This window comes from Paenibacillus sp. QJM3NY_38, from assembly GCF_056173265.1.
The window spans coordinates 3,043,996-3,060,866 of the sequence record NZ_CM149665.1 but is presented as its reverse complement, the minus strand read 5'-3'; the positions used below and the strand labels follow the sequence as shown (position 1 = coordinate 3,060,866).

Sequence of the window (16,871 nt, the reverse complement as noted above, 5' to 3'; positions counted from 1 at the left end):
CCCCGATGAGTAACCATGGCGCGGTGGCTAACTCCAAAAAGGACTTCGCTCTCGCGAAGTCCTTTTAACTACTATTCATATGATAGCATATTTAGGAGAAGGATTAAACCAGTACGGTCGCACCCATCAAATATTTGTCTACCTCGCGCGCTACCTCACGGCCTTCGTTGATCGCCCATACCACGAGGCTTTGTCCGCGACGCATGTCTCCGGCGGCAAATACTTTATCTACATTGGTCGTATATTTGCCATACGGCGCTTTCACATTGGAACGGCGATCCGTTTCAAGTCCAAGCTGCTCGACCAGCGTATGCTCCGGTCCGTCAAAACCGATGGCAATGAACGCCATTTGAGCAGGAAATACTTTCTCCGTGCCCGGAATCGGTTGATACACTTTACGGCCGGTTTCGTCTACAATACGCTCGATTTGAACGGTATGAAGCTCCTTCAGATTGCCCGCTTCATCCCCGACAAATTTCGTGGTCATAATGGAGAATTCGCGTGGATCGCTGCCAAACAGCGCTTTGGCTTCCTCGTGTGCATAATCGAGCGTGTACACGTTCGGGAACTGCGGCCAAGGGTTCGCAATCGGATCACGCTGCAGCGGAGCCTGTTTATGCGTGCCGAACTGGGTAACACTGCTGCAGCCGTGACGAAGCGCTGTTGCGACGCAGTCAGAGCCTGTGTCGCCGCCGCCGATGACAATAACGTCCTTGTCTTTTGCCGACAAGTAGTTGCCGTCCTCGAGACCCGAATCCAGCAGGCTCTTGATGGTTCCGTTCAGATAGTCCATCGCATAATGAATGCCCTTGAGGTCACTTCCCTCAATATTGAATTCACGCGGTTTTGTTGCACCGCCGCACAGTACGACGGCATCGTAGTCTTCCATCAGCTGCTTGGCGGGAATGTCTTTGCCAATCTCGGTGTTGACAACGAATTCGACGCCTTCCGCTGCGAGCAAATCTACACGGCGCTGAACAATACCCTTGTCCAGCTTCATGGATGGAATCCCGTAAGTCAACAATCCGCCGATACGGTCGGCACGTTCATAGACGGTTACGGAATGGCCTGCTTTGTTCAGTTGAGCAGCCGCAGCCAGCCCAGCCGGACCAGAACCGACAACGGCTACGCGGCGTCCCGTACGCTTCGCCGGCGGCTCGGGAACGACCCAGCCTTCTTCAAAGCCCTTGTCGATGATCGCTTGCTCGATTGATTTTATCGTGACCGGCTCCCCAATCAAACCGACGGTGCAGGAACCCTCACAAGGAGCTGGACATACGCGTCCGGTAAACTCAGGGAAGTTGTTTGTTTTGTGGAGGCGCTCCAAGGCTTCTCTCCACAAGCCCCGGTATACAAGATTGTTCCATTCCGGAATCAGATTATGAATCGGGCAGCCCGAAGTGCCGCCGAGCATATCGATTCCTGTATGGCAGTATGGCGTACCGCAGTCCATGCAGCGTGCTCCCTGGGTCTGGAGCTCTTCTTCTTCTAAATGTTTATGAAACTCTTCCCAGTCTTTAACTCGTTCGGCCGGGCTCCGATCTGCCGGAAGCTGGCGCTGATATTCCATAAATCCTGTTGGTGTAGACATACTGCTTTACCCCCATCCGTTCTATCCATGCTGGTTACCATGTACAATTTATCATATCATAAATCATCCGATATCGATCTTCAGATGACCCAAGAAACAGGTTTCAGTCTGATTTATTTTTTCTATTTATGCTAAAAATTTTTTTATCAGAGCATGAATCCCCATGATTAGCGGCTATTTAAGCAGCGATTTGTATAAACATTAAAAATATAGTAGCATTTCGCTTTTCTCCTGTTAAATGGACTATATGCATGATCATTTGTATTATCCTACTAACAAAACGTTGTCAACATGGATGGATTGGAGTATGTCTATCCCTTCAAAGCTCGTCACAAGCTCTTTATTTTCGTTCAAATGTAACAAACCGATAGGCATACGGGTTCTTCTCATCCGTGATGCCGGGAACTTCTTCGATAATTTTCCATTCGTCCCAGTTCACTTCAGGGAAGAACGTATCCCCTTCAAAAGTTTCATCAATAAACGTGCAGTACAGCCGATCCGCTTTCGGAAGCATCAATTCATAAATCTGGGATCCGCCGATCACCATCAGCTCTGCGTTCTCCGCGTAGGGAAGGGCTTCATCCACATCATGGATCACGATGCCCTCTTCGTCCGTCAGCGTGAAACTATTGTCTCTCGTCAGCACGATATTCTTTCGGTGAGGCAGAGGTTTACTGCCAAAGGACTCCCAAGTCTTGCGCCCCATCAGAATCGTTTTGTGCAGGGTCGTCTCCTTGAAGAAGGCCATATCCCGCGGCAATCGCCACGGCATGGTGCCGTTCAGCCCGACTACCTGGTCCCTGCCCATTGCCCATATCATCGATATCATTATACAGTCACTCCTTCCTTGTACAAATGAATTGCGCCGAATATCGGTACCACTTGTTTATTTACACAGCTACGGTCGCTTTGATGGTTGGATGATACTGGTAACCCTCGAATTCAAAGTCTTCGAATGTATAATCAAAGATGCTCTCCGGCTTGCGCTTGATGACCAGCTTCGGCAGCGCATAAGGCTCGCGTTCAAGCTGCGTTCTGACCTGTTCCATATGATTGGAATAGATATGGACGTCGCCACCTGACCAGATGAATTCACCCGGCTCCAGGCCGCACTGCTGGGCAACCATATGGGTAAGCAGTGCATAACTTGCAATGTTGAACGGCAGCCCGAGGAAGCTGTCCACAGAACGCATGGTAAGCATACAGGAGAGCTTCCCGCCCGCCACGTAGAATTGGAATACAAAATGGCATGGAGGCAGCTTCATGTTATCGATCTCTGCCACGTTCCAGGCACTGACGATATGCCGCCGGGAGTCGGGATTGTTTTTAATCGAATCGATGACGTTGGCAATCTGGTCGATATGGCGTCCATCCGGCGTTTCCCACGCTCGCCACTGCGAGCCGTAGACCGGTCCCAAATCGCCGTTCTCATCTGCCCATTCGTCCCATATCCGCACGCCGTTTTCTTTTAGATACCGGATATTCGTCTCCCCGCTTAAGAACCACAGAAGCTCATGGATCACTGATTTTAAGTGAATCCGCTTGGTTGTCATCAGAGGAAAGCCTTTAGAAAGGTCAAACCGCAGCTGTCTTCCAAATACGGATAACGTTCCCGTCCCCGTGCGGTCCCCTTTCTCTACGCCATGATCAAGAATGTCTTGCAGCAGCTCCAAGTATTGTTTCATGTATAGTCACCTCACTAGAATCTCATATCAACAGTCTACCATGTTCGTGGAACGATTGGGATGCTTAAAATAACCCTGCCGAAAGAGGACGGTTATCGCTTGCCGTATCCACATAAAAAAACAGGAGGCAGAAACCGCCTGCGCGTTCTCTACCTCCTGGCCGAATATATAATGACTCGAAAAAACGAACGTCGTTTGGATTAACGGGCAATGATGTGGATCGGATGACCCATAACCAATTCCGCAGCTTCCATTACGATTTCGCCAAGCGTCGGATGCGCATGGATCGTTAGGGCTACATCTTCAAGCGTAGCGCCCATCTCAATAGCAAGACCGAGCTCTGCAATCAGGTTGGAAGCTTCCAGACCTACGATTTGCGCTCCGAGAATAAGTCCTGTTCCTTCTTCAGCTACGATCTTCACGAAGCCTTCCGGATGGTTCAAGGATACGGAACGTCCGTTACCTGCGTAAGGGAATTTGCCTGCTTTCACTTTATGGCCTTTTTCCTTCGCTTGAGCTTCGGTGTAACCTACGCTGGAGCATTCTGGATCCGTAAACACAACGGCTGGAATACATTTGTAATCCACGACGGACGGCATTCCGGCAATGGCCTCAGCAGCCACTTTACCTTCATAGGAAGCTTTGTGTGCAAGCGCCAGACCGGATACGATATCCCCGATCGCGAAGATATGAGGAATGCTTGTGCGTCCTTGATGGTCGACTTTCACGAATCCGCGCTCATCCATATCGAGGCCGATCAGATCAAGGCCAAGCTCTCCGTCCGTGTTCGGACGACGGCCAACTGTAACCAGCAGGTAATCTGCTGTTACTTCTTTAGTTTCGCCATTCACGGAGTATTTCACGGTAACTTCTTTATCGTTTTGCTCGGCACTTTCAGCTTTAGCACCTGTGATAATTTCGATACCGGTTTTCTTCATGTTTTTCGTAACGAGGCTTGTCATGTCTTTGTCAAAGCCAGCCAAAACGCTGTCCAGACCTTCGATGATCGTTACTTTCGAACCGAATTTGGAGTACATTTGACCAAGCTCGGCACCGATGTAGCCGCCACCGATTACGATCATGCTCTTCGGTACTTCAGGCAGGTTCAATGCTTCGGTAGAAGACAGGATGCGTCCGCCAAACGGGAATGGCTTCAGTTCGATTGGACGGGAACCTGTAGCAATGATGCAGTTCTTGAAGCGGTAACGCGGTGATTCATGATCATTGAATACACGCGCTTCGTTTTCGTTGATGAACATGCACTCGCCGTTGAAAACTTCCACTTTGTTGCCTTTCAGCAAACCGGCTACGCCGCCAGTCATTTTTTTGACAACGCCGTTTTTGAATTCCTGTGTTTTCGCGAAATCAACCGTTACGTTCTCCACGGAAATACCGAATGCATCGGCATGCTTAGCGGACTCGAACTGATGAGCTGCAGCGATCAAAGCCTTGGAAGGAATACATCCACGGTTCAAGCATACACCGCCGAGTTCCGATTTATCAACGATCAGAACCTTTTGGCCCAGTTGGGCGGCACGAATCGCCGCCACATAACCACCAGGACCAGCACCAATGACTAGAGTATCAATATCTAAAGAAGCATCTCCAACTACCATTAGTTACACCTCCATAACAAGCAGCTCAGGGTTAGCGAGCAGTTGTTTAATATAGTTCATAAAGTTTTGAGCCGTTGCGCCGTCGATGATACGGTGGTCAAAGCTCAAGGACAATGCCATAACAGGTGCTGCTACAATCTCTCCGTTCTTCACAACCGCTTTTTCGCTGATGCGGCCGGTACCGAGAATAGCAACCTCTGGGAAGTTAATGATTGGCGTAAAGAACATGCCGCCTGCGGATCCGATGTTCGTGATGGAAATCGTGCTGCCCTTCATTTCGTTAGGAGACAGTTTGCCTTCACGGCCGCGAGCAGCCAGATCACGGATGCTGTCAGCGATCATCCAGATGCTCTTACGATCCGCATCTTTGATAACCGGTACGATCAGACCGTTGTCTGTATCCGTAGCGATACCGATGTTGTAGTATTTTTTGTACACGATTTCGTTCGCTTCTTCGTCGATCATCGCATTCAAAGCCGGGAACTGACGGCTAGCCGCAACGAGTGCTTTAACGATGAATGGCAGATACGTAACTTTCGTGCCTTTCTTCTCAGCGATCGGTTTCATGCGGGTACGGAACGCTACCAGCTCGGTTACGTCCACTTCGTCCATAATCGTAACGTGAGGAGCTGTGTAAGCCGATTTAACCATAGCATTCGAGATCGCTTTACGGATACCTTTGAATGGTACGCGCTCTTCTTCTGCACGAGTGTCCACCGCTGCGGATGCTGCTGCAGGAGCTGCTTTCGCTTCGGAAGCTGCTTCTTGCGCAGGAGCCGCTGCTTGGCCTCCACCGTTCTTGAAGGCTTCAACATCGTCGCGAGTCACTTTACCGTTGTTGCCGGAGCCCTGCACTTGTGCAATGTCTACGCCTTGCTCGCGAGCGAATTTACGCACGCTTGGCGTAGCCAGAACTTCACGGTTAGGCGCTGCTGGTGCAGCTGCTCCACCGTTTCCGCCTTGTTTAGCGTCAGCCGGTGCATCTTGAGCCGGGGAAGAAGTTGTATCCGCGCTGCCTTTAGCTGCGTCAGCTTCTTGTGCAGACTGCTCTTCAGCAGGAGCCTCTTGCTCAGGAATGTCGCCTTCAGCATCGATGATAGCTACCACTTCACCGACACGGCATACTTGACCATCCTTGGCAAAAACTTCTTGAACCGTACCGTTCACGGGACAAGGAACTTCTACGACCGCCTTGTCGTTCTGTACTTCCATGATGATGTCGTCGTCTGTTACTTTGTCGCCTGGCTTGATATGCATTTTGATGATTTCACCTTCATGCAGACCTTCACCCAGCTCTGGAAAACGATATTCAAATTTTGCCAACTGAAAAACCTCCCTAGAAATTGCTGCTATTAGAAATTCATTACTTTATTGACGGCATCCACGATACGTGCTGGAGTAGGCAACCAAGTGTCCTCGATTTGCGCGAATGGATACACGGTATCCGGCGGAGTCACGCGAAGCACTGGAGCTTCCAGGTGCAGAATCGCTTTCTCGTTGATTTGAGCAATAACTTCTGCGGCTACGCCTGCAGACTTTTGCGCTTCTTGAACCACGATGGCACGGTTGGTTTTCTTAACCGAAGCAAGCACGGTATCGATGTCGATTGGAGAGATCGTGCGCAAGTCGATGATTTCCGCTTTGATTCCGTTCTTCTCAAGTTCGTCCGCCGCTTTCGTTGCGGTGTGAACCATCAAACCGTAAGCGATAATCGTGACGTCGGTTCCTTCGCGAACCACGTTAGCTTTACCAAGCTCAACCGTGTAATCACCTTCAGGAACTTCAGCGCGGAACGCATGATACAGGTTCAAGTGCTCCATGAAGAACACAGGGTCATTGTCGCGAATTGCTGCGATCATGAGTCCTTTTGCATCATAAGGATTGGAAGGTACTACAACTTTAATACCCGGGGTCTGCGTGATCAAACCTTCGAGTGCATCGGTGTGCAGCTCAGCCGCTTTAACCCCGCCGCCGAATGGCGTACGGAATACGATCGGGGAGTTGTAACGTCCACCGGAACGGTAACGCATACGCGCTGCTTGAACGACGATTTGGTCAAGCGCTTCAAAGATAAATCCAACGAATTGAATTTCAGCGATCGGACGGAAGCCTTGAATACCGAGACCTACTGCCAAACCGCCAATAGCGGACTCAGCCAGCGGCGTATCGAATACGCGCTCTTCCCCGAATTCTTTTTGAAGGCCTTCCGTTACCCGGAAAACACCGCCGACATTACCTACGTCTTCACCGAAGATGACAACGTTAGGGTCACGGCTCAATTCAACGCGCATGGCGTCGCGAATCGCTTCTTTCATGTTCATTTGTGCCATTGCTTCATTTCCTCCTTAAGAAATACAGTTCACTAAAAATTCCAGTGTATATATCGATGTCAAAACGTTCAAAAACCGACCTGATGCCGCCATGACAAAACCAGATGATTATCCAGGATCAAACCTTTGACAATCATCGGCCGTCATTTTTATTGGAAATCAGCTTTCTGCTCTTCCAGATGCTTCGGCGTTTGCTCGAACATGCTGTCGATCAAACCAGGTACTGTCATTTTTTCCGTTTGTTCTGCTTTTTTAATTTGCTCGTTGACTTTCGCTTTCGCTTCTTCTTTCACACGAGCTGTATCTTCCTCTGTCCAGAGGCCTTTTGCTTCCAGGTACTTCGCAAGACGTGCGATCGGATCCTTCTCGTTCCACTCGCCCTCTTCTTCCTTCGTACGATATTTCGAAGCGTCGTCAGACAGGGAATGCGGACGGAAACGGTATGTCACAGCTTCGATAAGCGTTGCGCCTTCGCCATTGCGGCCGCGTTCTGCAGCATCACGAACGGCCTTGATCACAGCGAGGACGTCCATGCCGTCAACCTTAACACCCTTGATACCAGCTGCTACAGCTTTATGTGCGATCGACAATGCTGCAGTCTGCTTGGAGAATGGAGTCGTGATGGCATAGCCGTTGTTTTGCACGAAGAAGATAACCGGCAGTTTGTACACGCCTGCATAGTTCAAGCCTTCGTAGAAATCGCCTTCGGAAGAGCCGCCGTCACCGGTATACGTTATAACCACTTGTTTTTGCTTCTTCAGTTTGTAACCCATAGCGATACCCATAGCATGCAAGATTTGCGCGCCAATGATGATCTGAGGCATCAATACGTTAACACCCTCCGGAATTTGTCCGCCATGCTGATGTCCGCGGGAATAGAGGAATGCTTGATAAAGCGGAAGTCCATGCCATACGATTTGCGGCATATCACGGTAGCCCGGGCAGACAAAGTCGTCTTTCTCAAGCGCGAATTCGCTACCTACCATCGTCGCTTCTTGACCGGATACAGGAGCATAGAAACCGAGACGTCCTTGGCGGCCGAGATTTACGGCACGGTCGTCCCAAGTACGGGTAAATACCATACGGTACATAATTTCTTTCAGTTGATCGTCTGACAATTCAGGCAGAAGATCTTTGTTTACGATTTTGCCATCCGGGGAAAGTACAGATAGAGTATCGACTTCCTCGGTATATACTTCATAAGGAACCTTGGTCATTTTTTTCACCTCAATAAATATTTGAATATCAAGTTCCGCTGTTATAGAATTATTATACACCTGTTTTACTTCATTCGTCAAAGAAATACGGGATAAAATTTCATATTTCTTAGCGTTTGTATGTATAACAGTTTGTGAATAATACTATAACAGTATGACAAACATCATAGAACAGCAGCCAACTTCAACATGTCAGGGTAATTTTAACTTATTGTTTACCGCATTTCAAAAACTAACCCGAAAAAGGTGACGAATGATGACGAATGAACGTTTATTGAAGCGAACCATCGTAAAAGAAGTGATTGAAAGCCAGTTTCTGCAGGAGAATCGAACGCTGCGCATCTACCTTCCTCCCGGATACAATGAAATTCTCAGCTATCCCGTCGTGTACTGCCAGGATGGAGAGGAATTCTTCAATTTTGGTCGTATCGCGACTTGGGCCAACCAGCTCATTCTCGAAGAAGGCGTGGAGCCGTTCATCATTGTAGGCGTGGAAGTGAACACCAAGGTTCGCACCGAGGAGTACGCGCCATTCGGTAACAGGTTCGACGCTTACCTATCCTGCTTCGCCGAAGAGATTATTCCCTTCGTCGAACAAAAATATCCTGTGCGCAAAGAGCCTGCCGAAAGAGTACTCGCCGGCGACTCCCTTGGCGGAAGCGTATCCGTGCATCTGGCCTTGCGTTACCCGCATCTCTTCACCCGAATCATCAGCTTGTCCGGCGCCTTCTATGAGAAGTCCCAGGCTATGATCAGAGAAGAGAAGGATTTGTCCTGGCTCGACATCTATATGATTGTAGGCTTGCAAGAAGACAACTACGCAACCGATACAGGTGTCTATAACTTCGTTGAATTGAATCGTTCAACAAAGGCGTTGCTGGAAGAACGGGGTGCCACAATATCCTATTTTGAAAAAGACGGCCGTCACCTTTGGGGATTCTGGCAAAAAGAGCTCCCTGCTGCTCTTATGTACTTCCTGGATTAATCGATTGATTGGCAAAATCCGTTGGCTTATATAAATGACCTGTTACAGCAAAGTTCATAGCCTGTCCCACTGGGGACTTTTTACGCTTTACGCTTTAAAGCAGTTGGCAAAAAAGAATACCTTTGATGCAACAGGAAGCGCAAGCTATGCGCTCCTATTGCTTCACTTCAAAAAAAGATGAACAACCGCGCATTTTTTCTGGAATGTGCATTGTTCATCTTTTATGTTCAGCAGCCCGTTCTTCTTGGTATCGCTTTCAATTATTCTCGTCAAAAAAGCGGTTGACTCACCGCTTGTTCGAATCGATTATAGCTTTTCTTTCATGATTTTGTCCAGTAAGATGTCACACCCCGCATCAATAAGACGGTACACTTCATCAAAATTTCCAGTGAAATACGGATCCGGCACCTCACGCAGCTTTTCATCAGGGAGCAAATCCATAAACTTCAGAATCGCGGCCTGGTCGCCTCCCGCTAGCTTGCGCAAATTCGTCACATTCGAATCATCCATGCCGATAACGTAATCGAACTTGACGAGGTCCTGGCTTACCACTTTGCGGGCGACCATTCCTTCGTAGCTGATTTGCCAGCTGTCCAGCAGCTTTCGGGTTCCTTCATGGGGAACGCTTCCGATATGCCAATCTCCTGTGCCGGCAGAATCCACGCTGATCTTATCCTGCAGTCCACGCTGTTCAATTTTATGTCGCAGCACTGCTTCCGCCATCGGCGAGCGGCAGATATTGCCCAGACATACAAACAAGACGGATACCATAATCCTCTCTCCTTCACGCTATAATTCATCGTCATTTCACGAGGAAATTCTAATTCATGAATGACGTTACCTACCATCCATTAACCTGAACTGACTTTTTTTCCACTGGCTGCTGCTGGATGGCCCTCGTGCAGCGACCTTCTGGGCAGTCTCCATTTATAAAGCACGGACAGCATCCGGAATACTATCACCACTACAAACAGAGTAAGCAGCTCCCAAGTCTTGGTGGCCACGCCAAGGCCGATGGCGACCCCTGCTATCATGGCCCACACCGCATAGATCTCATCACGGAGCACCAACGGCTTCCGCCCTGCCAATAAATCGCGGACCATTCCCCCGCCGCTTCCGGTAAGCACAGCAGCCACAATCACCGCGCTCATGGGGTGATTCATTTGCGTAGCATATAGAGCCCCTTGAATCGCAAAGGCAGATAGTCCGATCGCATCGAACAGCGCCTCCGTTTTCTTCCAGTGCTGAATCAAGCCGAGCGGCAGCACAAACGCTACAAATACCGAAATCATTGCAAGCATGATTAAATCGCCCTGCCCCCACAAGGTGGTAACCGGCACGCCGATCAGTACGTTTCTTATAATACCCCCGCCGAAGGCCGTGACTAAACCTAATACCACAACCCCCAGAATATCGTATTCCTCTTCCATAGCTACAAAAGCTCCGGACATGGCAAACGCAATGGTGCCAATGATACTGAATACGTCAAATACATGCATGTCCAAAATTCAGTTCCCCCGCTCCCCCGTCAATTTACATACTACATTGTAGCCGTGCCTATTAAAATTGTGCAAGCATGAAAACTGCTCTATACTAGAATACAATGACAATTCTCTCGAAAAAGGAGGAATTATAATGAAACATACTCGCGTCCTGATCTTTACAGGTGGGGAGTTGTCACCACGATTCCTGGATGAGGTTCAAAACGGGGACTTCATTATAGGGGCTGATCGCGGAGCCCTCTATCTGATTGAACATGGGATCAAACCTGACCTGTCCGTTGGAGATTTCGACTCCATACCGCCAGAACAGATGGATCGAGTACGCTCCATGAGCGGCAAGGTGATTGACTGTGATCCGATCGATAAAAATTTAACCGACACCGAGCTCGCCTTCGAGCTGGCACTGGAGCATTCCCCCGAATCCATCATGATTCTGGGAGCAACGGGAACACGCCTCGATCACACACTGGCTAATATCCACATGCTAATTCGCGGACTCCAACATCATATTCCGTGTTCTATATTAGATGAGAACAATTTTATTACCCTGACAGGCTCCAGCTGCATTGTCGAGAACAAAGGGTTTACATATGTCTCCCTGCTGCCGCTGACAACGGAAGTGACCGGGATTAATCTCGAAGGATTCGAGTACCCGCTCCACGACGCCACTTTGCGATTGGGGCAGTCATTAGGAGTCAGCAATAAGCTGGCTGAGGACAAAGGGACGGTCCGGATCGAAGGCGGTCTGCTCCTTATTATTCAGAGTAAGGACCGCTAATCGTTACTATTTTGTCATCTTTGATACGGTAATGTTAACAATCAAATCCATCGCTAAAAACCCTTGTGTATCAAGGGTTTTTTCTCATTCCCAACTCATCGACTGCACTCATTTCTTAATATTTTGTAACTTTTAATGATATTTTAATAATCCGCTTTCATTTCATGCGGCCCAAGGGTTTGCGCCGATTAACCAAAATATAGTCGGTTTCAAATCTGATATACTCGGTTCATCGCAAAAAACAAAACTGCTTGGAGGTAATAACAACATGAATCGACAGCATTGGATTAAGAAGGCCGTAGTAATCAGCTTGAGCGCAACTTTGGGTGTAGGAGCAGTTCTTACTGTTGCACCACCGGCTCCTGTAGAAGCAGCATCGGTAAGCACAGGAACTCGAGTCGTTAACTTCGGTAAACAATATATGGGAACACCTTATAAATTCGGAGCATCTACATCCACTACAAGAGTATTTGATTGCTCTTCCTTTATGAAGCATATCTTCAAAAAATACGGCGTGAATCTGCCTCGTACATCTGCTGCTCAATCCAAAGTGGGTAAAGCAGTATCGAAATCGAACCTGAGAGCCGGCGATTTGGTATTCTTCTCGAGCGGAAGCCGTGCAAATGGCCGAAACGTGACTCACGTTGCCGTATATATGGGTAACAACAAAATTTTGCACACCTACGGCAAGCCTGGCGTAACCATCTCCAGCCTGTCTGGCAACTGGAGCAAAACTTACCTGAAAGCTCGTCGCGTACTGTAGTTAATTACTCCATTGTTACTATGGAATTATATCAAAGACCGTCTTCCTCTCACGGAAGGCGGTCTTTTTTGCTTGCAGCATTGATTTCTTCCTCCGATAGCAGTTTATATCCGGTTCCCCGAATCGTTCGCAGCAGCTTTTGTTTGCGTCCTCGATCGATTTTTTCTCTCAGATGAAGAATATAAACATCTACCACATTGGTGCCCGTATGAAAATCGTAATCCCACACCTGTTTTAATATATCCTCACGCGTGCATACCTGCCCCTGCCTTCTAGCCAAAAACAACAGCAGATCATATTCGCGATGAGTCAGCTCAATCGCTTCCTCTGCTCGGGATACATTCCGGCTCAGAGGATCGATCACCAGATCTCCGATTCGGATGACTTCTTCTTGTTCCATGCGACCAGTCTGAAATAGTTTCAGTAAATTGGCAATACGCGCCAACAACTCCCTTGTATCTCTATCATTAGGGATGTAGTCATGGGCACCTGCCTCCAATGCCTGAATGGCTTCATCAGAACCGTCATTTCCGATGATGATGATCGGGATCTGTTCCCTTTTGCCCGTCAATCGCTCCACGAGATTGAATTCGCTCATACCCGGCAATCTGCTGTCGATAAGCAGCAGGTCTGCGCCTGAACGCTGCAAAACGGCGACCACTTCCGAATAATTCATGACATGTTTAACCTTATAGCCCGCTTGTTCCAATATCTCCATAACACTCTGGACCCGATCTTGATGATCTGCCGCGATCAGTATTACTTTCTCCACGGGTTCCCCCCCGCTTTCAACGCTTAATAATGTAAGTATGGCTGTTTCATCCTGCTTTCACTCCAAAAATGCTCGGATCACGCACGTTTTCCGTAGTAATACATCTTATCTCCGAAGCGGCGCTATTTTTATAATGGGATAAAGGATTAGGAAAGGGGGATATCTTCGCCGATTAGCTCATTTAATCGAAAAGTATCGAGTGAACACTCTGGAGGAGGAAAATAACATGCGCAACAAACTCGTGGTATGGCCTCTTGTCATGGCTATGCTGATATCTATCGTATGCAGTGCCGCAGTGCCGCCAACCCCGGTTTCGGCAGCAGCCGAAACCAACCTCTCGCTTGGCAAAGCTGTAACAGCAAGCGGTCAATCCCAAACCTACGGGCCAGCTAACGTTATCGATGGCAATCAGGGTTCGTACTGGGAAAGCACCAATCATGCGTTTCCGCAGTGGATTCAAATCGATCTTGGCGCTGACACCAGCATCAACCGGGTCGTTCTTAAACTTCCTGCCACCTGGGAGTCTCGGACACAAACGCTAACCGTACAAGGCAGCTCGAACGGTTCGACATTCTCCAATTTGGCGGACTCGGCCGACTATGAATTTAACCCCTCTACATCAGGAAACTCGGTGACCATCCGTTTTGATGAAGCGAGCACGAGATATGTTCGCCTGACCGTAACCAGCAACACGACGTGGCCGGCTGCGCAGCTGTCTGAGTTCGAGATTTATGGACCATCGGTCTCCCCGCCAACGCCTCCAACGGGAAACAATATCGCCAGCGGCAAACCGATTACCGCCTCCTCAAGCACCTTTACGTACACTGCAACCCAAGCGAATGACAACGACATCCAAACCTACTGGGAAGGCGGAAGCAATCCAAGCACCCTGACGCTCGACTTGGGAACGAATCACGATATCACCTCCATCGTACTGAAGCTGAATCCTTCTCCGGCATGGAGCACGCGCACGCAAACCATACAAGTGCTCGGACATGATCAGAGCACAACAAATTTTAGCAATTTGGTATCGACGCAGTCCTATACGTTCAACCCCGCGTCCGGCAACTTTGTGACGATTCCCGTAACGGCAACCGTGAAACGTCTTCAATTAAACATAACGTCCAATACCGGCGCACCGGCCGGGCAGATTGCGGAATTCGAAGTTTACGGCACAGCCGCCCAGAATCCGGACCTGACCATTACGGATATGTCATGGACCCCATCTTCTCCGATTGAAAACGATGACATTACACTCCGTGCTACGGTTAAAAACATTGGGGCCGTGGAAGCCGGGGCTACGACGCTCAATTATTACTTAAATGCGGATAAAGCAGGCTCCTCCCCGGTAGCTCCGCTCGCGGCAGGTGCTTCCACCACGGTAACTCTACAAGTCGGTACCAAGGCCGCTGGATCCTATTCCGTCAGTGCCAAGGTTGATGAGGATAATGAAATCATGGAACAGAATAATGAAAATAACAGCTATTCGCATGCGTCCCCGCTCGTCATCGGTGCCGTTGAAAGTTCCGATTTGGTAGGAACTGTACAATGGACACCCGCCACTCCAGTCGCAGGGAACGCAGTAGCCTTTACCGTTAATCTTAAGAACCAGGGCAACAAAGCCACGGCAAGCGGATCCCATGCGATATCCGTCGCTCTGAAGAATCCGGCCGGTTCAACGATTCAAACCTTAACCGGAAGTTATGATGGCGCCCTCGCTGCAGGTTCCTCTGCTTCTATCCATATTCCGGGCACATGGACAGCGGCAAATGGCAGCTATACAGTAACAACAACCGTGGCACCCGACACAAACGAAGTACCCCTCAAACGGGAGAACAACGTCAGCCAGGCGAATCTCACGGTATATTCCGCTCGCGGTGCCAGTATGCCATATACCCGATACGATACGGATGATGCATTACGCGGCGGCGGAGCTCAGCTGAAGACGGCACCGACATTCGATCAAGCGCTCACAGCATCGGAAGCATCCGGGCAGCGTTATGTCGCGCTTCCTTCCAACGGGTCCAATCTGGAGTGGACGGTTCGACCAGGTGAGGGCGGAGCCGGCGTCACTATGCGCTATACGATGCCGGACTCATCAAACGGCATGGGATTAACCGGCTCGCTCGACGTTTATGTAAATGGTGCGAAGAAAAAAACCGTTCCATTAACTTCTTACTACAGCTGGCAATATTTTTCCAGCGATCATCCTGCAGACGCCCCAGGTGGAGGACGCCCGCTCTTCCGGTTCGATGAAGTACACTGGAAGATGGATACGCCGCTCCAGCCGGGTGACAAAATCCGTATTCAGAAATCCAATGCGGATAACCTGGAATATGGCGTTGATTTTATCGAAATCGAGCCGGTCCCCGCGGCAATCGCCCGCCCGGCTAACTCGGTATCCGTAACGGATTTCGGTGCAACGCCGAACGACGGCCAAGATGACCTATCGGCGTTTGAAGATGCTGTGCAGGCTGCCGCTTCAACCGGCAAAACCTTGTACATTCCTGAGGGGACATTCCATCTGGGCAACATGTGGAAGATCGGCTCGGTTGGGAATATGATTGATGACATCAAGATCATAGGGGCAGGCATGTGGCATACCAATATTCAATTTACCAACCCGAATGCCGCTTCTGGCGGGATATCGCTTCGGATCGCGGGTCAGCTTGATTTCAGCCATATCTACCTCAACTCAAATCTGCGGTCACGTTATAATCAAAACGCAGTCTACAAGGGATTTATGGATAACTTCGGCACCAACTCCAAAATCCACAATGTGTGGGTTGAACATTTTGAGTGTGGGTTCTGGGTAGGCGATTATGCGCATACCCCAGCCATGATTGCAGAAGGGCTGATCATTGAAAACAGCCGGATCCGCAATAATCTGGCGGACGGTGTTAATTTTGCCCAAGGAACCAGCCACTCAACCGTACGTAACAGCAGCATTCGAAACAACGGAGACGATGGTCTCGCCGTATGGACGAGTAACGTGAATGGCGCACCTGCGGGCGTTAACAACAACTTCTCCTATAACACCATCGAAAATAATTGGCGTGCGGCAGCTATCGCATTTTTTGGGGGAAGCGGTCATAAGGCTACTCACAACCTGATTGTTGACACCGTAGGCGGTTCCGGTATTCGAATGAATACCGTGTTCCCGGGTTACCATTTCCAGAACAATACCGGCATTCTGTTCTCCGATACCACGATCATTGGGAGTGGAACCAGTAAAGACCTGTACGATGGAGAACGCGGCGCCATCGATCTGGAAGCGTCAAATGATGCGATCCGCAATGTCACGTTTACCAACATCGATATCCTGAACACCCAGCGCAGTGCCGTTCAGCTTGGTTATGGCGGCGGTTTTCAGAACATCGTGTTTAACAACATCCATATTGACGGTACGGGTCTTGACGGAGTCACATCCTCCAGATTCTCGAATCCTCATCCAGGTGCGGCAATTTACACCTATACGGGCAATGGGTCGGCAACATTTAACAATCTGACAACGCAGAATATCGCTCATCCTGATTTGTTTTTCATTCAGAACGGTTTTCAATTGATCGTGCAATAACCCGGCTTATACATCAAAAGGAGGAGTCCATTGCGACTCCTCCTTTTGATATTGA

The 16,871-nt window shown here is 49.2% G+C and carries 14 protein-coding genes; 4 read left to right on the top strand and 10 right to left on the bottom strand.

The window, feature by feature from the left end; all coding sequences use genetic code 11:
• Positions 1-103: 103 nt before the first annotated feature.
• The 7 genes from AC0VZ8_RS14225 to pdhA form a co-directional block, all read right to left on the bottom strand.
• Positions 104-1,591 carry a glutamate synthase subunit beta gene (locus AC0VZ8_RS14225; protein ID WP_475487284.1) on the bottom strand — a complete coding sequence of 496 codons (1,488 nt, stop codon included), beginning with the start codon at positions 1,589-1,591 and terminating at the stop codon, positions 104-106.
• A gap of 340 nt (positions 1,592-1,931) precedes the next feature.
• On the bottom strand, positions 1,932-2,420 hold the full coding sequence (locus AC0VZ8_RS14220) for a dihydrofolate reductase (RefSeq protein ID WP_475487283.1): 489 nt from the start codon (positions 2,418-2,420) through the stop codon (positions 1,932-1,934).
• A 61-nt stretch (positions 2,421-2,481) separates the two neighbouring features.
• Positions 2,482-3,276 (bottom strand): thymidylate synthase, encoded by a 795-nt coding sequence (gene thyA, locus AC0VZ8_RS14215; protein WP_475487282.1) that lies wholly within the window; start codon positions 3,274-3,276, stop codon positions 2,482-2,484.
• Positions 3,277-3,476: 200 nt separating this feature from the next.
• On the bottom strand, positions 3,477-4,892 hold the full coding sequence (lpdA, locus tag AC0VZ8_RS14210) for a dihydrolipoyl dehydrogenase (RefSeq protein WP_475487281.1): 1,416 nt from the start codon (positions 4,890-4,892) through the stop codon (positions 3,477-3,479).
• Between the two features lie 3 nt (positions 4,893-4,895).
• Entirely contained in the window at positions 4,896-6,215 is a 1,320-nt protein-coding gene (locus AC0VZ8_RS14205; RefSeq protein ID WP_071218199.1) for a dihydrolipoamide acetyltransferase family protein, read from the bottom strand.
• Between the two features lie 29 nt (positions 6,216-6,244).
• On the bottom strand, positions 6,245-7,222 hold the full coding sequence (locus tag AC0VZ8_RS14200; protein ID WP_071218200.1) for an alpha-ketoacid dehydrogenase subunit beta: 978 nt from the start codon (positions 7,220-7,222) through the stop codon (positions 6,245-6,247).
• A 149-nt stretch (positions 7,223-7,371) separates the two neighbouring features.
• A complete protein-coding gene (gene pdhA, locus AC0VZ8_RS14195) occupies positions 7,372-8,439 on the bottom strand; it encodes a pyruvate dehydrogenase (acetyl-transferring) E1 component subunit alpha (protein WP_113056870.1) in 1,068 nt (355 codons plus the stop codon).
• Between the two features lie 256 nt (positions 8,440-8,695).
• Between pdhA and AC0VZ8_RS14190 the strand changes: the two genes are divergently transcribed.
• Positions 8,696-9,424, top strand: a complete 729-nt coding sequence (locus AC0VZ8_RS14190) for an alpha/beta hydrolase (RefSeq protein ID WP_475487685.1) — start codon at positions 8,696-8,698, stop codon at positions 9,422-9,424.
• A gap of 306 nt (positions 9,425-9,730) precedes the next feature.
• Here the strand turns inward: AC0VZ8_RS14190 and AC0VZ8_RS14185 are convergent, their stop codons facing one another.
• Both AC0VZ8_RS14185 and AC0VZ8_RS14180 read right to left on the bottom strand, forming a co-directional pair.
• Complete coding sequence (locus AC0VZ8_RS14185) at positions 9,731-10,195, bottom strand: low molecular weight protein-tyrosine-phosphatase (RefSeq protein ID WP_071218203.1); 465 nt, start codon at positions 10,193-10,195, stop codon at positions 9,731-9,733.
• An 80-nt stretch (positions 10,196-10,275) separates the two neighbouring features.
• Positions 10,276-10,923, bottom strand: coding sequence for a trimeric intracellular cation channel family protein (locus AC0VZ8_RS14180; protein WP_216531665.1), 648 nt, complete (start codon positions 10,921-10,923; stop codon positions 10,276-10,278).
• Between the two features lie 136 nt (positions 10,924-11,059).
• Between AC0VZ8_RS14180 and AC0VZ8_RS14175 the strand changes: the two genes are divergently transcribed.
• Entirely contained in the window at positions 11,060-11,704 is a 645-nt protein-coding gene (locus AC0VZ8_RS14175; protein WP_260067423.1) for a thiamine diphosphokinase, read from the top strand.
• Between the two features lie 268 nt (positions 11,705-11,972).
• Entirely contained in the window at positions 11,973-12,467 is a 495-nt protein-coding gene (locus AC0VZ8_RS14170) for a C40 family peptidase (RefSeq protein ID WP_071218205.1), read from the top strand.
• A gap of 49 nt (positions 12,468-12,516) precedes the next feature.
• Here the strand turns inward: AC0VZ8_RS14170 and AC0VZ8_RS14165 are convergent, their stop codons facing one another.
• On the bottom strand, positions 12,517-13,239 hold the full coding sequence (locus AC0VZ8_RS14165; protein WP_475487280.1) for a response regulator transcription factor: 723 nt from the start codon (positions 13,237-13,239) through the stop codon (positions 12,517-12,519).
• Between the two features lie 226 nt (positions 13,240-13,465).
• On the opposite strand from AC0VZ8_RS14165, the gene AC0VZ8_RS14160 reads away from it, so the two are divergent.
• Positions 13,466-16,816, top strand: a complete 3,351-nt coding sequence (locus AC0VZ8_RS14160) for a discoidin domain-containing protein (RefSeq protein WP_475487279.1) — start codon at positions 13,466-13,468, stop codon at positions 16,814-16,816.
• Positions 16,817-16,871: the final 55 nt, after the last annotated feature.